Here is an 18,609-nt window from a genome sequence, read left to right as displayed (position 1 = left end):
AATGTCTTTTTATCATCAATCGTCGTATTCGTCGCGTTTTCTTGAGCGTTCACGAACCTTCATCTCTCTGGTAAGTTCTTTGGTTTCTTCTCTCTTACGCTCGTAAAGCTCTCTTGTAGCTTCTCTCTTACTCTGTTTCTTTGCGGGAGCCTCAACTTCATTGTATTCTCCGCCGTCAACATCGTAGCCAAAAGAGTCCATAAGGAACTGTTTCCAGTCAAATACAGCCTCTACAGACTTGATCGCAACCTCAATCATTGCATCGTTCGGCTCCTTGGTCGTAAGTCTCTGAAGCCAGAACCCGGGCGCTGAGATTATTCTGATAAGAATAAAGTTGCTTCTGCCCGCAAGCCTGATTATCTCATACGAAATACCTGAAATAACAGGAATAAGCAATATTCTGAGTAAAACCTTAAATATAACGGAATCAACTCTGATAAAGAAAAATACAACAATACTTACGAACATAACAAAGAGAATAAAACTACTTCCGCATCTTTTGTGAAGTCTTGAACTCTTTTTTACGTTCTCGGGAGTGAGGGGCTTACCTTTTTCAATGCAGTTGATGCACTTATGCTCTGCACCGTGGTACCTGAAAAGCCTCTTGATATCCTTCATTCCCGATATTATCAATATATAAATGATAAAGATCAGAATTCTCAAAACACCTTCGATAATGGCTGTAAGAGACGCATTTCTGATATATCTTCCGATAAAAAGCTCCGAAAGCACATAAGGAAGCACCATGAAAAGAGCAATAGCAAGGACAAAAGAAGCCACTGTAGTCAAAATCATAAGCACACTGTCTTCATGTCCGCTCGACACCTTGTCAAGCTCCTCGTCAAATTTGGATGGCTTCTGGGGCAATTCCTCATAAAAAGATGATGAATAAGTCAACACCTTAATGCCCAACATAAGTGAATCTATAAACACAAACACTCCTCTGATAAAAGGAATATTCAGAAGCTTACTACCATAAGCCACTCCGTGAAACTCGTCTATCTCAACAGCTATATCTCCGTCAGGCTTTCTGACTGCAACAGCGTACATATCCTTATTACGCATCATAACGCCTTCAAGAACCGCCTGTCCGCCAATTCCGGAATAGTGATCTATCTTGTGTTTCTTCATCTTTCACCTCACTATTTAAAAAAGGTTGAGGCCATAGCCTCAACCTCTCTTTTTTACTTCTGCAAATTACTTATTGTCCATGCCGTATTTCTTATTGAACTTATCAATACGTCCACGAGCAGCTGTAGCCTTCTGCTGGCCTGTGTAGAATGGATGGCACTTTGAGCAGATTTCAACGTGAATGTCGCTCTTAGTTGATCCAACTGTAAATGTGTTACCGCAGTTGCAAGTAACAGTGGCCTGATGGAATTCTGGCTGAATGTCCTGTCTCATCTCTTTCTCACCTCTCTATATACAAAGAATCTTCTCATATCACAAAATTAATCGCCGTTTACAACAGCTATATAAATATAACATAGACAGTTTTTTTATGCAAGCTTTTTTTCTTTAAAAAAATTCAACCTTACAAAACCGTGTTATTGGGGATATAGCCTGTTTTCACGTATTCTTTGTACGATTTACGAAATTTATTTGTAGCAATAACCGCAAATATTCCGGCTATAATATATCCAAATCCGGCCGGAAATCCCATCTCAATAATATATATTATAGTATTTAGAATACCATATCCCAGAAGTACACATCCCGCAACAAAACTTCCCCTAAGCTGAATGACAACCGCCAGAATAATAAGAAGGATATAATCCAGTATTCCCCAGTAATTTCCTTGAGAAAAACTAATCACGGCAGAAACGGCGATCAATACATATATTGAAATTGCCGCGCCGGTCATTTTCTTTTTATCCCCCGCCATGGCAGGAAGCTTCAAATAATCAGACGGCTTCATCCTGTTTGAAGGAACGTTGTTCGCTCCCAGAAGCGAATCAAGGTCATCCACACCATTCTGCGCATAGTAATTTCCCTGAACGCCGTATCCGTTCTGCAGATATCCTCCATTGTTTGGATACATGTTGTTTTGGGGATATGAGCCATTCTGAGGATATTGGCCGTTTTGAGGATATGTACCGTTCCGCGAATACATATTGTTCTGCGGAAATGCAGCATTCTGAGAATACACTCCTCCCTGTCCGTTCATTACATTCTGCCCATTCATGCTATTCTGAGAATATGCATTATTCTGAGGATTTGTTCTCCCCTGACCATCACTGCCGTTCTGGGGATAGGCACTGCTAAGCTCTTCCGTTTTATTACTGTCAAAACTTTCCTGTACATAAAAGCTGTTCTGCGTATTATATTTATTTTCTACAGTCGTTCCATACGAATCTGTCTTTAAAGGCGCACCGCAATTTGCACAATATAAAGATGCATCTTCATTATTGCACCCGCATGTTTCACATACCATTATTGCACTCTCCTACTATATTTGTTATACCTTTGTTGCGTTGATTATAGCACAGTAGATGTGAATAAAAAAGTAAATTCCTTTACATATTCAAAACATTTTTATGAATAAACTTCATACTGCATAACCGCTCACAGATAAAAACTTTTTTTTTTTAAAATCAATATCTGTAATTTTTTCATATTTCTATAAAAATCAGCACTAAAAATGCAATCAATAAGCCCTATGAAAGCAGTTTTATTCCACCTTCATAGGGCACCATTATTCTAGCAAAACACTTTGCAAAACTTATAAATCAACACTATACATTTTAAAATACTATTATTGGAATATTATGGTTGTAATGTAAAATCAACAAACCAGCCGTCATTAGGATTACGATCAACACTAGCAACATGTACACTATTTCCCGAAATCGTTACTGTTATAGGTACAGTATCTAAATGACAATTTTGCATACCACCATGCGGTGTCCATCCGCGCACAATTGTAACCAAATTGGTAGAATATGACTTTGTTGCATTTATACCATAATTGTATCCCTGGTCAATCCAAGCCTGGCTATTTTCATTAATAGCTTGCTGTTTACCAACTTCAACACCTTGTTTATGACCATCTGCCAATCCTCTGGAATATCCAGCTTTATCACCATCAGCTTTTCCATCTTTAAGCCCCTCATTATAACCTTCTTCTTTTCCAGCCTTAAATCCTTCCTGGCGTGCAGCTTCAACAATAGCAGAAACATCAATAGTTCCGCCATCATAATAACCTCTCTCAAGTGTATATGTGCCGTCGCCATCTAATGTAATGTTCAGAGTCCCTTTATAATCTATATCATTGATTTTAGCAATGATATCTTCATAGGATGCATTTTCAGATATATTATCCTGTACATATATTTTAGAGTTCAATCCACTTATAATATCTTTTTTATGCTGATTAACTTTTGAACGAAGCTTAGTAAAATCATTTGCAATAGCAGAAAACAAATCGTCAAGATTATCAATTCCATCAGCTATAGATGAAATTTCCTCTGTAACTCCTGAATCCGAGCACTTTTCGCTCAAATCATCAACCTTATTATCAAGAGTACTAATCTCTTCTGAAGCTGTCGAAATGTCTTCTGAATTAACCAAATCTTCCAGCTCCTCGGCATGTACATTAACCGAAAGCAACAAAGATGCTGCAAATATTGCACCAACAAGTTTTATAAAACCAACATTTCCTTTTTTCATACGCCTTATAACCCATCCTGTCTTTGTTTTTTATTCAGAAAAAGCAATATACCATGTATAGAAAAAACAGCTTTTATCCCTCCTCTCTGCTTTTATAGAACACTCTTTAAATTGTTAATATATTTCTGTTTTTCTGAACTATATCGAATTATAAAACATTTGCTATCGAATTGTATATACTTTTTATATAATATTGAATATTTTTAGCAAAAAGTGCTCAAAGAATATATAAAACCATTCTTTAAGCACTTTCTTTTTTAGTTCACAATGCATATTGACCACCAAAAAACATTAGATAATATGCATTTTTCGCATTTATGACATTATTGTTTAATGCACTCTCGTCAAAACATCCGGATTATTTATTTATGGAAACACCGATTGCAGTCAGCATTTCTTCAGCTCTCAAAAAGAAAGCAGCCAAATCTTCTTTCTCCTACTCCCCAATTCATTCTCCTGCTTTCTCCTTACCTCCGCCTATTTCTTCAAATACTTCCTAAGCTTAGTCTTTATCCTCTGCATCGCATTATCCGTGGATTTCTCATCTCTGCCAAGAACGGCGGATACTTCTTTTATTGACATTCCCGTGATATACAGATCGAGGACCTGGCGCTCGAGGTCGCTGAGGTCGCGCTCGATGGCGTTCTCAAGAGCTTCTAGGTTTTCGCGCTCTATGATCTGCTCCTCGGGAATGGAACTTGAATCAGATTCGAGAACATCTTCAAGAGCCACTTCACTGTCGGTGGCGCTGTCGCTGTTCTCGGCATATAAAGAAATATAACTGTTTAAAGGCGCATGTTTTTTGCGCGCAGATGCCTTGATTGCCGAATACATCTGCCTTGAGATGCACAGGTCGGCAAACGTGGCAAAGCTTGCATCTCTTCCTATGTCATAGTCCCGTATTGCTTTAAAAAGACCTATCATCCCTTCCTGGATGAGGTCATCCCTGTCAGCGCCGAGAATAAACATAGATGCAGCTTTTTTGCGGACAAGATTCTTATATTTGTCCATAATAAAATCCATGATGCCGGATTCTTTATCTCCCGCATCATGGAACTTCACTATAAGCTGTTCATCGCTTTGTCCGTCATAATTTGTTTTCATAGGTTAACCAAGCCTCTGTCTTACAACTTCAAATGCAAGTACGCCGGCAGCCACCGAAGCATTAAGCGAATCGATGTCGCCCTTCATGGGAATAGATGCTATCATGTCGCAGTTTTCTTTAACAAGTCTTGAAACACCGCTTCCCTCGTTTCCTATAACAATTCCGATAGGTCCTTTTAGATTGAGCTTGTACATCTCGGTTCCGCCCATATCCGCACAGGCAAACCAAAGCCCTTTATCCTTAAGCTCCTCAATGGTCTTTACTATATTTGTAACTTTGGCAACAGGTGTATAGTTAAGTGCACCTGCAGAAGCCTTTGCAACAGTCGCCGTAAGTCCCACAGCTCTGTGCTTTGGAATAATAACGCCGTGCGCTCCCGCAAGATTTGCTGTTCTGATGATCGCGCCAAGATTGTGCGGATCCTCGATACCGTCAAGAATTATCACAAAAGGATCTTCGTTCTTTGCAGCAGCCTTTGCGAGAATGTCTTCAACTTCCGCATATTCGTAAGAAGCCGCATAAGCAATGACTCCCTGATGCTTTCCTGTCTCCGAGAGCTGATCGAGTCTCTCTTTTTTCACAAAGCTCACAACCGTGTCCTTGTGCTTCTTTGCTTCACGCATTATTGTCTGAACGGGGCCGTCCTTGCATCCGTCCAGGACAAAGAGCCTGTCTATCGTCTTTCCTGCACGAAACGCCTCAAGAACCGCATTTCTACCCTCTATTATTCTGCTTTCAAAATTCTCTTCCATCATAATTCCTCAAAATATATCAATTCTTTTTCACCGACAATGCTCTTTATAAATCGCTTCTCACTCAAGAATATCCAGCCCAAGCCTCTCTATTCCAAGCTGCACAAGCTCGCATATCCTGTCCATATTATCTGTAAGATAAAGATATCCGACAACAGCCTCAAATCCTGTTGCATCGAGGTAGTCCATTGTCGTGGCGTTCTTTGCCTTGGTGTGTGGCTTCGAATTGCGGCCTCTTCTGTAAATGTCAGCCTCTTCTTCAGTCAGATCGTCCATAAGAGCCTTTATAAAAGCAGACTGTGTGCCCGCTTTTACAATATCACTCGCTCTTTTATGGAGTTTATTGACTGCAGTGTTGCCCTTATTTACAAGTATCGACCTTACCACAACATCAAAGATCGCATCGCCTATATAAGCAAGCGTAAGAGGGGAATAAGTCCTAATGTCCTTCCCCTCAATGCCGAATTTATCATTTAGATATTTATTCAAATGAGCTGCCATTTAACTCCCTCACGAGTATCCTTGATCTCAACTCCCTTTTTAAGAAGCTCGTCGCGGATTGCATCAGCTGTTGCGAAATCCTTTGCCTTCTTAGCTGCCGCTCTTCTCTCGATCGCGTCAAGAACATATGCCTCAAGCTCGGGATCCACTGCCTTTTCTTCCTTTGAAGCAGCCGCATGTCCGATAAGGTCAAGTGAAAGAACCTTATCAAAGCTCTTTACAAGTGCAAGCTTTGTAGCGCCGTTTGCGTCAGCCTTGAGCACATCGTAAAGAAGTGTGATTGCCATTGATGTGTTGAGGTCGTCCGAGATTGCATCCCTGAACTTGCCCTCGAATTCTTTTACAACAGCCTCATCAACACTGCCCTCTTCCTTGAGCTCTGCGATTTTCTTTATAAGTTTATTAAATGCGCCGGTCACATTATCAAGTGCCTCAAAAGAGAACTCAAGAGGCTTGCGATAGTGTGACTGCAAGCAGAAAAATCTGTAAACAAGCGGATCGTATCCCTTTTCCTTAAGAAGTGAAACCGTAAGGATCGCGCCCTTAGACTTTGACATCTTTCCCGACTTGTCATTTAAGTGATTGCTGTGGAACCAGTATTTGCACCACTCGTGGCCGAGATAACTCTCAGACTGCGCGATCTCATTTGTATGATGAGGGAAAATATTGTCAACACCGCCGCAGTGGATATCGATATATTCACCGAGATGCTTCATTGAAATGCATGAGCACTCAATATGCCATCCGGGATATCCAACGCCCCAAGGGCTGTCCCACTTAAGCGCCTGCTCCTCAAACTTTGACTTTGTAAACCAAAGAACAAAGTCTGTCTTGTTCTTTTTATTTGTATCCTCTTCAACATCGTCACGAACGCCGACCTGAAGCTGTTCTTTCTCGATATCTGATGAAAAAACATAGTAATCATCGAGCTTACTTGTATCAAAATATACATTTCCGCCGGCAACATACGCATAGCCCTTCTCAAGAAGAACCTCTACCATATGGATAAACTCAGGTATGCAGTTTGTGGCAGGCTCAACAATATCGGGTCGCTTGTTTCCGACAGCGTCAAAATCCGTAAAGAAAGCATCAGTATAGTACTTTGCAATCTCCATAACGCTCTTGTGCTCTCTTTTTGCCCCTGCGAGCATCTTATCTTCGCCTGTATCAGCGTCCGATGAAAGGTGTCCGACATCAGTGATGTTCATAACGCGCTTAACATCATATCCTGCGTACATAAGCGCCTTGATAAGCACGTCCTGCATGATGTATGTGCGGATGTTACCGATATGTGCGTAGTGATAGACGGTAGGTCCGCAAGTATACATGGTCACCTTTCCGTCTTCTCTGGGCACAAAATCCTGAATTGTTCTTGTAAGTGTATTGTAAAACTTAAAATTTGCCATCTGTTTAGTATCTCCTTGGGAAAAAAGTATTATTTAGCGCAACATTTTGTCTTTTTTATTTCTCACTACAACCGCCGCAACAGCTTTTTGGCTCTTCTCCCGTATTAAATGTAACATTGGTCGAGTGCAGTTCAATAGGACTGGTCAAAAGACATATCGCCTGCGAAGATATTCCCTCTCCGCTTCCCGTAAATCCGAGGCCTTCCTCTGTCGTTGCCTTTACATTTACCTGGCTTATCTCAATCTCAAGCGCATCCGCGATATTCTGCCTCATCTCGTCGATATAAGGCCTCATCTTTGGAGCCTGAGCAATTATCGTAGCATCAATATTCTCGATAAGAAAGCGGTTTTCAACAAGCATTTTTCCAACTTCTCTCATAAGTGCAAGAGAATCAGCTCCCTTGTACTTGGGATCAGTATCGGGAAAGTGCTTACCGATATCCCCAAGAGCCGCAGCGCCCAAAAGCGCATCCATTATCGCATGAAGCAGTACATCTGCATCAGAATGTCCCAAAAGACCTTTTTCATACGGAATCTTTACGCCACCTATAATAAGGTCCCTGTCAGAAACCAGGCGGTGTACATCATATCCCATTCCTATGTGCATCTTAATCCTCCGATTCTAAAAAAACAACCAATCGCACAGAGGCGATCGCATAAATCATATAAAAAGTTCTACTATAAAAGCCGTCGCGCAGGCAAGTCCCGCAACTGTCAAAAGGCTCTTTTTGTTAAAAGCAAGTATCAGTGCCACGCCAAAACCTGCAAGCGCCGAAATCTGATTGTCGGTCGCATTCAAAATAGCCGGAAAAGTCATCGCCGCCAAGGTTGCATATGGCACATAATAAAGAAACGATCTTATAAATGTACTCTTTATCTCTTTTCTGATAAGAGTAAGCGGCAGCGCCCTAATCGCATAGGTCACAACTGCCATAAGAAGAATGTATGCATAAACGTTATTCATCTTTTTCCTCCCTGACAGGTGCGATCACCGCTGCACAGGCAGCTACAAGCACTGTAATTATTATAATTCTAAATCCCGAAGATATACAGTTAAGAAACGGCGCAAACGCAAAGATCGTGCTAAATATCATCGCAGCAACGACTACCGCGCGCACATTTTTATCTTCTCTCGTATCGGGAATGATTATTGCAATAAACATACCATAAATGGCAAGCCCCAAACAACTTATAAGTCTCTGCGGCATGATCTGTCCCGCAATAGCGCCGAGAACGGTTCCAAGCACCCAGCCCGATACGGAAAGCGTTATAAGTCCGTATGAATACATGGGATAAAGACCGCCTTTCTTAAGTACGCTGACTCCGAAGATCTCATCAGTAACGCCGTAAGAAATCCCAAGTCTGTGCAACGTGCTTGTCTTTGGGTCAAGTCTCTGTGACAGAGCCGCCGACATAAGCATATATCTTAAATTGATTATAAACTGTAATACGGCAAGTTCAAGAAAACTTCCGTTTTTTTCGATTATTTCAAGCGCCGAAAACTGTCCTGCGCTTGTGACATTAAGAAGAGATGTCATCGCCGATTGAAATACAGTCATTCCGATCTTCGAACTCTCTATTCCGAATGCAAAAGAAACTGCTATATATCCCAGAAAAATAGGAACCGCATCCCTGACTCCGTCTCTGAAATCACTGAATTTGCCAACATTCATACCAAACTTTTTTCACCCTCAAATATCATAGATTATTGCAGCAATCCGCCAATTCTTCGCTGTTTACGCCCGATATGCTGCCCTGAACCATCTTTTCGCTTCCGCCGCCTTTTGCTCCAAACTTCTCTCTAAGAAGTGCGGAAACAGTGCGTGCATCGCCTTCAGCCTTTCCGGAAGCCACTATATATCTGTATCCTGCTTCGGGATTCCCCGCAAACACTCCGCAGAATCCCTCGTGATCTGCCGCAAGCAGATTGACAGTTTTTCTCATTAGGTTCGCATCCGCATCTGCGCCCTTAAAAAGAAATACATTCTTAAGCCCCTTGTCTATCTCAGCCAGTTCATACTCAAGAAGCTTTTCCCTGTCCGCATAAAGATTTGCTTTAAGAGCTGCATTTTCATCTTTTAACCGCGCAACGGATGAAGGTACATTGTCAAAAGAAGTAGTAAAGTCAGCCGCAAGATCCGACAAAATATCATGTTCAGTCGAAAGGAACTCAAGAGCTCTTTTACCGCATAAAATATTAACCCTGACTCCGCCCTTGTAACCTCGCACTCCCACAACCTTCAAAAGCCCTATCTCACCGGTTCTCTCAACGTGAGGCGCACAACATGCGCAGGAATCGTAACCTTCAATATTCACAATGCGGATCGCACCCGTAAGCTCTTTTTTACTGCGATACGGAATGTCTTTAAGCTCATCTTCCGAAGGAAAACTTGCGACAACGCTTATATTCTTCCAGATAGCTTCATTTACGCATTTCTCGATTTCTTTTATGTCTTCGGCGCTCAGAACGCCGTTATAATCCATGGTAACTTCGGTATCGCTCAGATGAAAACCAACATTGTCATAGCCATACTTTGAATTAACTATGCCGGAAAAGATATGTTCACCCGTGTGCTGCTGCATATTGCTGAATCTGTGTTCCCAGTCAATCCTGCCATGAACACTTGCTCCCGCTTCAATGCTCTTATCAAGCACATGATAGATCTCATCTTCGTCCAAATCCGTCTTCCTGATTCCTGTGTAAAGGACTTCAAATTCCGTTCCGTCAGCGGCCTCAAGCTTTCCAACATCGGGAGTCTGGCCTCCCTGTTCAGGAAAAAAAGCCGTCTTATCAAGAACAGCTTCAAACTTACCGTCTTCACGCCCGCTGCAATATAGAACGCTTGCGTCAAACTCGGTTATATATGCACTTTCATAATAAAGTTCAACTGTTTTACCCATAGGTTGTATTTTAGCAGAATAAAGAGTTGCTTTGCAACTTTTTAGCCTCTATATAAAAAGATAGAGACTGCATCAAACAGTCTCTAAATACAAACTCGATAACACCTCTTTTACCCTTTCCTTAATGGCGTCTTTCTCGGTCTTAAGCGAGAATGCCATCTCGGTGTAAAGAAGTTTCTCAGCCATATTCAAGTATTTCTCGTTGAGCGAAGCAAATTTCTTGCCTTCAGCTTCGCGTGTTGCCTTGATCTTATGAAGCGATTTCACAAGGCTCATCATCTCATCGGCAAGATTTCTCTTTATAATGCCGGCGATCTCAGGTTCAGCCTTCTTTCCATCGGGAAGTTCGAGTTCATCCACTTCTTCAATGTCACAAATAAGCTCTTCGGCATCGTCCGCACTCATAACATCGCGAACCTTATCCTCAGCTCCTTCGACAGGAACATAGATAACACTGCCTGCGTCTACAGCGGAAACCATCATGTAATATTGCTTTTCTTTTCCCTTCTCAAGAAATGCCGGAACGAGAATATCCCGAACCTTGCACAATCCATGGCTACCGTAAATTACGCATTCACCTACATTCAACATTCCGATCCTCCTTCAATAATTCTCAAAAAAAGCCAACACATCTTTCATGTAAGCGCTTTCAGCAAACAAGAAAAAAATATATGATTCCACGTCCGGAATCCGCGAGCCTTAATAAGTATATCACAATAAAATATTTTTTGTAATAGTATATCGTTCAAAAAACTTTACAAAATTTTTATAGATTCGAACCAAATTTTCTACTCCACTCCTCAGAAGTCAGTACATTCACGTACTCCACTCTCATCTCGTCAAGAAGTACCACTCTGGTCATGTGGTTGATATGATGAAGTTTGAACCCGCACTTATCCTGCACCTTTTTTGACCGCTCATTCCCCTCAAAATACGCACAAAAAACACGGCTAAGATTCAGATCCTCAAAGCCATGTCTAAGTAGCTCCATTGACGCTTCCGTTGCGATTCCTTTATCCCAGAAAGGGTAGCCTATCCAGTAGCCAAGTTCAGCCTCGTTTGTTCCAATGGGGCGCTCGGGGCTTCCGTCCAGCGTAAGCCCTATGCTACCGATAACTTCTCTCCCACGCTCTTTAATGCAGATAGCATACACCTCTTCCCTTGCAAAAACAGTCCTAATTATCGCCCTGCTGTATGCTTCATCCTTATGGGGCGGCCATCCGGCCGGAGGTCCCACCCTTTCGTCACTGGCATATTTATATAAATCCGCCGCGTCGCTACTTTCCCATTTTCTTAATAACAACCTATCTGTCTGCAGTACCATCCACTTTATGAACCAGTCCTTTTTGTGAATTCAAAAATTCTATATAGTCGTTTTCAGGAACGGGTCTCGAATAATAAAAGCCCTGAAGATATTCTACACCGTTATCGATAAGAATTCTTGCCTGTTCCAGGGTCTCAACACCCTCCGCAAGCACATGAAGTCCGTTTTTCTTCATAAACTCTATCGTATGTTTAAGCACGTTGAGCTTCTCGGGATTCTCAGAATCAAAGCAGTTCCATATAAACTCCTTGTCCATCTTAATAAGCACATAGTCAAGCTTAAGAAGTTCCAGAAGATCGGAATCTCCCGCACCGAAATCATCCATGGAGAAAGTAAATCCCTGCTCACGCATTTTTTTTGAAATTCTCTTTAAACGTCGCATCGCCTGTTATATGGGCCGTATCTGTAATCTCAAAATTGATGTAGTTAGGCGGAATGTGGTATTTTTCCATCTTTCTGAAAAGTCTCTCATGTGTATGCGCATCAACCGCCTCATTTCCCGACATATTAACCTCGATTGTCTTAATCCCGTAGCTAGAAAGATTTTCTTTTGCAATAAAAGAGCAGACTTTTTCAAATACAAGATCGTCAATTTCCTGAACAAGCCCGCACCTCTCAGCAATCGGGATAAAATCTTCGGGTGAGATATATTTTTCGCCGTCGCGTCTGCGAAGCCTTACAAGAGCTTCCGCAGAGGAAAAAGATCCTTCTTTGACGCTGAGGATTGGCTGATAATAAACATCAAAACTCTTCTCCTTCACAGCCTGTCTTACAACATCCTCTATCGTGTTTCTGTAAACCATCTTATCGACTATGTTTTCATCTATCACAATGTTGGGTGAAGACTGTGCATAGGCGTATTCTCCGGACACATATGTAAGAATCTGCATGGCCTTATCAAGCTCTTTTACAATACGCGGAGCCTCAACAACCGAGAATGTAAACCTGTAGCTTCCCGCGCCGATGCCCTTATACAGATTGATTGCCGACATGAAACGCTCAACAATATCCGCTCTTCTCGTTATAAAACTAAGCGTATTCCAGCTCGACATGTACGCATTCAGCTGATAGTCGGAACGTGCAAACTCTGCAACCTTCCTCTGCTCCTCTTCAAGCGCTTTTCTCGCTGAGTCGGTGAAAAGAATATTCTTCTCAATAAAAATAACCGACATTATAAAAAATGATCTCGGCTGGGCGAAACGCTCGGCAAGCATAGCTATGAATGCGTCTTTGTTCCTGACACCCGGAATACTCTTTTCGTAATAATCTTTGGGATTTTCAATAAATATGTAGATGATTATTGCAGAAAGAATGATCGCAGCAGACGAAATCTGCGTGCCCTTCCTGACAATCTGATAAACGAACATGGCACACCATAGAAAATGTGAGACCAAAATAGCGGCAAAAACTTCCTTTTTGGCTCGTCCGTTATAATTTATGCCAAGGCTTATTGCCGAAACCGAATAAAGCATGCCCAAAACATAGCATATTGTCAAAAGTACCGGACTTGAAGTTCCTCCGAACAAAGCTTTCGATGTTATAACGAGCAAAACACCAATACCCGCCGGTGCTGCCGATAAACAGGCATATTTTGTCGAAATGCCCCTCTTAATTGTAAACCTTGAATATGTGTACAGACAAAGTGCAAATATAACTGCGAGAAGTGTGATCAGATACAGGCCTCTGGAAAGCCCCTGCACCCACAAGAACGATGCATCGGGATATACAAATGCACCGTATTCCACCATCTCAATAATTATATTTAAAACAGACAACACTAAGAAAAGACAGAACATACGCGTCGTGGAAAGCTGTAGTATGCTCTTTCTCATATAGATAAGCATCAAAATTCCAAGAACTAAAATTGCAATGATTAGTGTACGTATTTCCATATTTTAATTATAATCTTTCTTTTGGGTGTTGTATATAAAATACTCTTGTTCATTTTTTACTAATGTGATATTCCCCATCACAAAATGGCACAATTCACTTCTCAAGCTTGATCAGATAGGATGTGTACGGCGGTATATCAAGACCTCCGCCAAAATCAATGTCTTCATCCGTGATAAGGTCCACGCCACAGCCCGCACCCGCGTTGAAATCAGCATGGAAAGGCGCTTCATCTGCATTTATCACAGTTAGAACACGCTCTCCTTCGCATGCACGCCGGAAAATGCACTGTCTGTTAGTAAGAAGAAGCGATGAAAAATCTCCGTAGTTAAGCGCCTGTGATTCTGCTTTAGCCTTGCACAACTTTGCAATATGATCGGTTAGTTCGTTCCACTTTGGCTCATCAAAGCATGGTCTGAGCGCAGGATCTCCCATTGATTTGTCAGCTTTTTCTCCCCATTCGCTTCCGTAATAGATCGTGGGAATCCCCGGCATTCCGAACATAAGCGTATAAATCAGCTTCAGATGCTCGGGACGAGTGAGTATACTTGCAATCCTGCTGACATCATGATTATCAACGAATGACAAAAGATGTCTTCCCCTGTACAAAGTCCAGTTCTCAGGACCGAACTGGCGAAGCAGGGAATGAACTATCTCAAAAAGATTCATACTGTTAAGCGCAGAAAACATACCTTTGTAGCACTCGTAGTTAGTGGCGCTGTGACAAAGGTCATCGCCCATGATCCTGTTATAATCGCCACCTATCATTTCACCCGTCAGGTAAAAATCCGGCTTCATCGCAGTCGTCTCTCTTCTGAGAGTACGTATGAAGTCCTGATCGAGACAATAAGCAACATCGAGTCTAAGTCCATCTATATCAAACTCTTTTACCCACATGCGGATGCTCTCAAGGAGGTAGTCTGTGACCTGCGGGTTCTTAAGATTAAACTTCACAAGATCGTAGTTACCTTCCCAGCCTTCGTACCACAGGCCGTCGTTGTAATTGCTGTTTCCGTCGAAGTTAATGTTGAACCAGTCTTTATACTGTGAATCCCATTTCTTTTCGCATACATCAACAAAGCCAAAAAAGCCTCTTCCCGCGTGGTTGAACACTCCGTCCAGTATCACTTTTATGCCTTCTTTATGAAGCGCGTCGCAAACTTTGGCAAAATCCTCGTTAGTGCCAAGTCTTACATCTATCTTCTTGTAGTCCCTGGTGTTGTATCCGTGAGTGTCCGACTCAAAAACAGGATTAAACAAAACCGCTCCCACGCCAAGTTTTTTGAAATGCGGAATCCATTCAATGACTTTAAGGATCCTGTGCTCAAGCTTCCCATCATTTTCATAAGGCGCACCGCAGAATCCCAAAGGATATATCTGATAAAAAGAAGTTTCATATGCCCACATAAAAAGCCTCCTTGTTTACAATATTGAAATCATAATTATATTATATACCGATTTGTCTCAATTTTTTATTCAAATTTGAAAAATACGTGTTGACAACAAGCATACCACGATGTATATTATCTAAGTCGGCTGTTTCAAACAGCTCTGACAAATAGATGGCGAGATAGCTCAGTTGGCTAGAGCACGCGGTTCATACCCGCGGTGTCGAGGGTTCGAATCCCCCTCTCGCTACTGCCCTTAACCTTACGGTTAAGGGCTTTTTATTTTTCCATGTCATATTTTATGTCATACATTTAAAGAGTGACTTGTTCGTTAGCCTATAAAGAGCTCTTTGAGCATTCCTTTTATCCCCTTGATATCTAAAGGATTATCACTCGTTTCATATGTAAATATAAGGTTCTTTCCCGGAAATATACCGCTTTTCCTGTATTCATCAAGTTTATTCAGACACCCTCTTCTATATTCTTCATCATCCAAAAGCCCCAAATGCTCCAAGTATATCTCTTCCCTATTCTTGGTATTCAGTATTGTAAAATCAGGATATCTCACCACTCCTCTTCCTATAACCAAAGGCTTTTCATAATGATATGGTATCCCCAGATTATAAAGCATATCCGCCAATATGGCTTCTGACTTTGATCTTACTTTTTCACCTCTTATAGTGTCATATTTTTTATTTTCAGGCATATATGGATTTGATTGAAAGCTCTGTGACTGCCATTTCATGGCATATAGATCATCAGTGATGATGTACGGCGTAACAAGTTTTTGGCGTTCGGATGAAAGATTTGTGAAGATTGATTCAGCGGTCCCCTTCCTTGCATACGTTAATAGTTCTTCGATTTTGCTCAGTTCCTTCTTTGCACGCTTCAGAAACAGCTCGTTATACATTTTTTGCGCCAAATTCCTAACATATTTCATGTTATTCATTGATATATATTTTCCCTTTGAAGGAGTATCGTCCGTCACTTCAAAATATCGCATTTGCTTACGTGATTTACTTATTCTAAGCCTTCCTTCCGGAAGTGTTCTTTTATCTTTTTCCGCAAACTTTATTGCTCTCTGCAGAGTAACTATACGTTGTTCCATAAGTTGAATCAGTTTATCCATTTTTCTTTTCCTTTCTTACAATACAATAATGCTTCCCCCTCTTACCGATGAATAATACGCCCCTTATGTTCTTTGATTATAGATTTCTTTACTTCAATACTCATTTATACCAATTTCAAGCATACGTATGGTCCTATCTTTATCTACCACTCCATAGGGCCATGGTCTTATTTGCAAAAAATACTTCTATATGCTCATTTTCAACGCATCACATGGTCCTATCTGCTCTTTCCGAGTCACAGGGCCATAGTTTATCTTGAAAAAATTGATTTCACATGCTCATTTTTAGCACAACACATGGTCCTATCTGCTCTCATTACACCGTAGGGTCATATTTCTCCTTTGCAGACCTGATATTCTGTGCTTATTTCCGGCACATAGCATGGTCCTATTTGTACTCACAACACTATAGGGTCATATCACCTCCATGCCAGCCACAATTATCCATGCTTCTTCATGCTCAGCACATAGTCCTGCATGCAATTATTTCGCAAGTAGTTTACCAAATTATCATCGTGCCAGTACACTAGTGTGATGTCTTGCTGACTTTTGATCAATTGCGAAGTGAAATGATTTATGTACAAGGCAGAGGATTAAGTCGATGCGGGCATCGACGATTGACGACAACGCAGTACATGGATTATTTCACAAGTATTTTATCAAATTGTCAACAAGACATCACACTAGCCCTGTTCAAACAAAAGTTCCCAAATAAAACTCATCTGCAAAGCATTCTCAAATACATCCCAAATACACTGCTAAATTCTCAGTGAAAATCCTTATCCGAACGGATAACTCAAGATACAGGCGCCGGAACCGGCGCCCGAATAATATACATAACAACATAAAAGCAGAAATTATTCTATCACAAAGCAAACTCTGCCACAAGTCCGCCTCACTTCTTTGCGTAAATCAGGTGCACAGCTCCGCGCCAACACGCTATTTTACACATCTGATGCTTTCTCACTACAGCATTCTGCAAATCCGCACCCGGCGCTTTCTCATTACAACATTCTGCGAATCCGCATCCGACGTTTTCTCACAACAGTATTCTACGAATCCGCATCCGGTGTTTTCTCACAACAGCATTCTGCGAGTCCGCACCCAACTTACTCCACCACTTTATGAATCCACTTCTTGCTCGCAAACCTTATCGTGAATATGATTGCTCTTATTCCCCAATCACAGAACATACCGATCCAAACACCCATAGCGCCGATATGTGCAACGCGAATGAGATAAGTTGCAAGTGAAACTCTGCAAAGCCACATGGTAAGTGTTGATACGATCATCGAAAATCTAACATCTCCTGCAGCACGCATACCATAAGCAGTCACAAATGAAGGGGCCCAAAAAAGAGGCTTAATGATCGTAATCCAGCCCATCATATAGATACACTGTCTCGCACTCTCAGAAGGCATTCCTGCGAGCACTGTTACCGGCCTCGCAATCGCATATGCAATGAGGCAACTCGTAAGCACCGCTATATATCCCCATTTGATCATCTTCTTGGTATAAAAAACAGCTTCATCCTTCTTGCCTGCGCCAAGGCACTGCCCAACAATAGTCATAAGGCCGATTCCGACTCCGACACCTGCCACGCCGTTTACATTCTCCAAAATAACAGTCATAGACTGCGCCGCAATGGTTATTGTCCCGAGCGTTGAAACAGACGACTGAATCGCAAGTCTTCCGAACTGGAACATGGAATTCTCGATTCCGTTCGGCACACCCATAGCAAGAATCTTCTTAATGCTATGCTTATGCGGACGAATCTTCATATAATCTCTCACAGATATCTCGTTCTTCTTGCTTCTGAGAAGCACCAGCAGCACAACAGCGTTAAACATCCTTGAAACAAGCGTAGATGTCGCCGCACCCGCAACGCCCATCCTGAAAACATAGATGAGCACGGCGTTTCCAACAACATTAAGCATATTTGAAATAATAGCAATCTTCATGGGAAGTCCCGTATTTGCCTGCGCCCTGAAAATCGCGCTGGCCGCCGCTGCAAGCGATACGAACGGGTATGATATTATGGTCAAAAGAAAATAAATCTGCGAAGCTCTCATTACATCAGCATCAACTTCACCAAATATAAGGCTTAAAAGGCTTGTCCTGAAAATCAGTCCCAGAATTGTCATAAAAAGAGAAATCGAAAGAGAAACCAAAAGTACCTGTCTTGCAGAGTCATTGGCCTTCTTGAGATTTTTCTGACCTATATAGTTTGAGCATATGATAACTCCGCCTGTTGCCATGGCATTGAATGCCTGAACAACAAGGAGATTTACAGCATCAACAAGCGACACTCCCGAAAGAGCCGCAGGCCCGACGGTACTTACCATCATGGAATCTGCCATGCCCATAAGGGAAGTGAGAAATTGTTCAGCTATAATAGGAATCAGCAACAGAAAGAGTTTCCTGTTGCTGAACATATGATTTGTCTCATTTATTTGTTTACTCATATCAATTTCCCATAAAAAACAGCGATATAACCACAGTATTTTTCATGCAAGCATGGAAAAACTGTGCTTACTCATTCCA

At 41.6% G+C, this 18,609-nt stretch carries 19 protein-coding genes and 1 tRNA gene; 1 reads left to right on the top strand and 19 read right to left on the bottom strand.

The window, feature by feature from the left end; all coding sequences use genetic code 11:
* Nucleotides 1-15 precede the first annotated feature (15 nt).
* From CD00_RS16825 to CD00_RS0101740, 17 genes are all read right to left on the bottom strand, one after another.
* Nucleotides 16-1,131, bottom strand: a complete 1,116-nt coding sequence (locus tag CD00_RS16825) for a DUF1385 domain-containing protein (RefSeq protein ID WP_081670724.1) — start codon at nucleotides 1,129-1,131, stop codon at nucleotides 16-18.
* Between the two features lie 66 nt (nucleotides 1,132-1,197).
* Nucleotides 1,198-1,404, bottom strand: coding sequence for a 50S ribosomal protein L31 (gene rpmE / locus CD00_RS0101815; protein ID WP_026654342.1), 207 nt, complete (start codon nucleotides 1,402-1,404; stop codon nucleotides 1,198-1,200).
* A 130-nt stretch (nucleotides 1,405-1,534) separates the two neighbouring features.
* Nucleotides 1,535-2,434 (bottom strand): zinc ribbon domain-containing protein, encoded by a 900-nt coding sequence (locus CD00_RS0101810; RefSeq protein ID WP_026654341.1) that lies wholly within the window; start codon nucleotides 2,432-2,434, stop codon nucleotides 1,535-1,537.
* 332 nt (nucleotides 2,435-2,766) lie between these two features.
* Nucleotides 2,767-3,669, bottom strand: coding sequence for a hypothetical protein (locus CD00_RS0101805; RefSeq protein ID WP_026654340.1), 903 nt, complete (start codon nucleotides 3,667-3,669; stop codon nucleotides 2,767-2,769).
* A 477-nt stretch (nucleotides 3,670-4,146) separates the two neighbouring features.
* Nucleotides 4,147-4,773: an RNA polymerase sporulation sigma factor SigH gene (gene sigH / locus CD00_RS0101800; RefSeq protein WP_026654339.1), complete on the bottom strand. Its 627-nt coding sequence runs from the start codon at nucleotides 4,771-4,773 to the stop codon at nucleotides 4,147-4,149.
* Nucleotides 4,774-4,776: 3 nt separating this feature from the next.
* Nucleotides 4,777-5,526 carry a 23S rRNA (guanosine(2251)-2'-O)-methyltransferase RlmB gene (gene rlmB, locus CD00_RS0101795; RefSeq protein ID WP_026654338.1) on the bottom strand — a complete coding sequence of 250 codons (750 nt, stop codon included), beginning with the start codon at nucleotides 5,524-5,526 and terminating at the stop codon, nucleotides 4,777-4,779.
* 60 nt (nucleotides 5,527-5,586) lie between these two features.
* The gene (locus tag CD00_RS0101790) at nucleotides 5,587-6,027 is read right to left on the bottom strand and encodes a Mini-ribonuclease 3 (protein ID WP_026654336.1); all 441 of its coding nucleotides are present in this window, start codon (nucleotides 6,025-6,027) and stop codon (nucleotides 5,587-5,589) included.
* Nucleotides 6,012-7,433 carry a cysteine--tRNA ligase gene (gene cysS / locus CD00_RS0101785; RefSeq protein ID WP_026654335.1) on the bottom strand — a complete coding sequence of 474 codons (1,422 nt, stop codon included), beginning with the start codon at nucleotides 7,431-7,433 and terminating at the stop codon, nucleotides 6,012-6,014. The genes CD00_RS0101790 and cysS overlap by 16 nt, the downstream gene beginning before the upstream one ends.
* Before the next feature lie 55 nt (nucleotides 7,434-7,488).
* Nucleotides 7,489-8,040 (bottom strand): 2-C-methyl-D-erythritol 2,4-cyclodiphosphate synthase, encoded by a 552-nt coding sequence (gene ispF / locus CD00_RS0101780; protein WP_026654334.1) that lies wholly within the window; start codon nucleotides 8,038-8,040, stop codon nucleotides 7,489-7,491.
* Between the two features lie 54 nt (nucleotides 8,041-8,094).
* The gene (locus tag CD00_RS0101775) at nucleotides 8,095-8,397 is read right to left on the bottom strand and encodes an AzlD domain-containing protein (RefSeq protein WP_026654333.1); all 303 of its coding nucleotides are present in this window, start codon (nucleotides 8,395-8,397) and stop codon (nucleotides 8,095-8,097) included.
* Entirely contained in the window at nucleotides 8,390-9,106 is a 717-nt protein-coding gene (locus CD00_RS0101770; protein ID WP_026654332.1) for an AzlC family ABC transporter permease, read from the bottom strand. The genes CD00_RS0101775 and CD00_RS0101770 overlap by 8 nt, the downstream gene beginning before the upstream one ends.
* 25 nt (nucleotides 9,107-9,131) lie before the next feature.
* On the bottom strand, nucleotides 9,132-10,334 hold the full coding sequence (locus CD00_RS0101765; protein ID WP_034461913.1) for an alanyl-tRNA editing protein: 1,203 nt from the start codon (nucleotides 10,332-10,334) through the stop codon (nucleotides 9,132-9,134).
* Nucleotides 10,335-10,406: 72 nt separating this feature from the next.
* A complete protein-coding gene (locus CD00_RS0101760) occupies nucleotides 10,407-10,925 on the bottom strand; it encodes a CarD family transcriptional regulator (RefSeq protein ID WP_026654330.1) in 519 nt (172 codons plus the stop codon).
* Nucleotides 10,926-11,100: 175 nt separating this feature from the next.
* Nucleotides 11,101-11,658 carry a GNAT family N-acetyltransferase gene (locus tag CD00_RS0101755; protein ID WP_026654329.1) on the bottom strand — a complete coding sequence of 186 codons (558 nt, stop codon included), beginning with the start codon at nucleotides 11,656-11,658 and terminating at the stop codon, nucleotides 11,101-11,103.
* Nucleotides 11,639-11,983: an EAL domain-containing protein gene (locus CD00_RS20845; RefSeq protein WP_255346788.1), complete on the bottom strand. Its 345-nt coding sequence runs from the start codon at nucleotides 11,981-11,983 to the stop codon at nucleotides 11,639-11,641. Before CD00_RS20845 ends, CD00_RS0101755 begins: the two co-directional genes overlap by 20 nt.
* Nucleotides 11,984-12,002: 19 nt before the next feature.
* Nucleotides 12,003-13,550, bottom strand: a complete 1,548-nt coding sequence (locus tag CD00_RS20840) for an EAL domain-containing protein (protein WP_081811809.1) — start codon at nucleotides 13,548-13,550, stop codon at nucleotides 12,003-12,005.
* Nucleotides 13,551-13,644: 94 nt separating this feature from the next.
* The gene (locus CD00_RS0101740; protein WP_026654326.1) at nucleotides 13,645-14,955 is read right to left on the bottom strand and encodes an alpha-amylase family glycosyl hydrolase; all 1,311 of its coding nucleotides are present in this window, start codon (nucleotides 14,953-14,955) and stop codon (nucleotides 13,645-13,647) included.
* Nucleotides 14,956-15,112: 157 nt separating this feature from the next.
* Between CD00_RS0101740 and CD00_RS0101735 the strand changes: the two genes are divergently transcribed.
* Nucleotides 15,113-15,186, top strand: a tRNA-Met gene (locus tag CD00_RS0101735).
* Between the two features lie 81 nt (nucleotides 15,187-15,267).
* On the opposite strand, the gene CD00_RS19000 is transcribed toward CD00_RS0101735, so the two are convergent.
* Together CD00_RS19000 and CD00_RS0101725 are read right to left on the bottom strand one after the other, a co-directional pair.
* Nucleotides 15,268-16,065 carry a hypothetical protein gene (locus CD00_RS19000; protein ID WP_051594043.1) on the bottom strand — a complete coding sequence of 266 codons (798 nt, stop codon included), beginning with the start codon at nucleotides 16,063-16,065 and terminating at the stop codon, nucleotides 15,268-15,270.
* A 1,109-nt stretch (nucleotides 16,066-17,174) separates the two neighbouring features.
* Nucleotides 17,175-18,530 carry an MATE family efflux transporter gene (locus CD00_RS0101725; RefSeq protein ID WP_034461911.1) on the bottom strand — a complete coding sequence of 452 codons (1,356 nt, stop codon included), beginning with the start codon at nucleotides 18,528-18,530 and terminating at the stop codon, nucleotides 17,175-17,177.
* Nucleotides 18,531-18,609: the final 79 nt, after the last annotated feature.

Origin of the sequence: Butyrivibrio sp. AE3003 (assembly GCF_000686065.1) — a bacterium.
In the GTDB taxonomy this organism is placed as follows: domain Bacteria; phylum Bacillota; class Clostridia; order Lachnospirales; family Lachnospiraceae; genus Butyrivibrio; species Butyrivibrio hungatei_A.
This window is presented reverse-complemented; position numbering and strand designations above follow the sequence as displayed.

What these genes read in the sequence shown, in the direction of transcription:
- CD00_RS16825 (WP_081670724.1), bottom strand. Translation starts at nt 1,131, where the DNA reads ATGAAGAAACACAAGATAGATCACTATTCCGGAATTGGCGGACAGGCG.
- rpmE (WP_026654342.1), bottom strand. Translation starts at nt 1,404, where the DNA reads ATGAGACAGGACATTCAGCCAGAATTCCATCAGGCCACTGTTACTTGC.
- CD00_RS0101810 (WP_026654341.1), bottom strand. Translation starts at nt 2,434, where the DNA reads ATGGTATGTGAAACATGCGGGTGCAATAATGAAGATGCATCTTTATAT.
- CD00_RS0101805 (WP_026654340.1), bottom strand. Translation starts at nt 3,669, where the DNA reads ATGAAAAAAGGAAATGTTGGTTTTATAAAACTTGTTGGTGCAATATTT.
- sigH (WP_026654339.1), bottom strand. Translation starts at nt 4,773, where the DNA reads ATGAAAACAAATTATGACGGACAAAGCGATGAACAGCTTATAGTGAAG.
- rlmB (WP_026654338.1), bottom strand. Translation starts at nt 5,526, where the DNA reads ATGGAAGAGAATTTTGAAAGCAGAATAATAGAGGGTAGAAATGCGGTT.
- CD00_RS0101790 (WP_026654336.1), bottom strand. Translation starts at nt 6,027, where the DNA reads ATGGCAGCTCATTTGAATAAATATCTAAATGATAAATTCGGCATTGAG.
- cysS (WP_026654335.1), bottom strand. Translation starts at nt 7,433, where the DNA reads ATGGCAAATTTTAAGTTTTACAATACACTTACAAGAACAATTCAGGAT.
- ispF (WP_026654334.1), bottom strand. Translation starts at nt 8,040, where the DNA reads ATGCACATAGGAATGGGATATGATGTACACCGCCTGGTTTCTGACAGG.
- CD00_RS0101775 (WP_026654333.1), bottom strand. Translation starts at nt 8,397, where the DNA reads ATGAATAACGTTTATGCATACATTCTTCTTATGGCAGTTGTGACCTAT.
- CD00_RS0101770 (WP_026654332.1), bottom strand. Translation starts at nt 9,106, where the DNA reads ATGAATGTTGGCAAATTCAGTGATTTCAGAGACGGAGTCAGGGATGCG.
- CD00_RS0101765 (WP_034461913.1), bottom strand. Translation starts at nt 10,334, where the DNA reads ATGGGTAAAACAGTTGAACTTTATTATGAAAGTGCATATATAACCGAG.
- CD00_RS0101760 (WP_026654330.1), bottom strand. Translation starts at nt 10,925, where the DNA reads ATGTTGAATGTAGGTGAATGCGTAATTTACGGTAGCCATGGATTGTGC.
- CD00_RS0101755 (WP_026654329.1), bottom strand. Translation starts at nt 11,658, where the DNA reads ATGGTACTGCAGACAGATAGGTTGTTATTAAGAAAATGGGAAAGTAGC.
- CD00_RS20845 (WP_255346788.1), bottom strand. Translation starts at nt 11,983, where the DNA reads ATGGATGATTTCGGTGCGGGAGATTCCGATCTTCTGGAACTTCTTAAG.
- CD00_RS20840 (WP_081811809.1), bottom strand. Translation starts at nt 13,550, where the DNA reads ATGGAAATACGTACACTAATCATTGCAATTTTAGTTCTTGGAATTTTG.
- CD00_RS0101740 (WP_026654326.1), bottom strand. Translation starts at nt 14,955, where the DNA reads ATGTGGGCATATGAAACTTCTTTTTATCAGATATATCCTTTGGGATTC.
- CD00_RS19000 (WP_051594043.1), bottom strand. Translation starts at nt 16,065, where the DNA reads ATGGATAAACTGATTCAACTTATGGAACAACGTATAGTTACTCTGCAG.
- CD00_RS0101725 (WP_034461911.1), bottom strand. Translation starts at nt 18,530, where the DNA reads ATGAGTAAACAAATAAATGAGACAAATCATATGTTCAGCAACAGGAAA.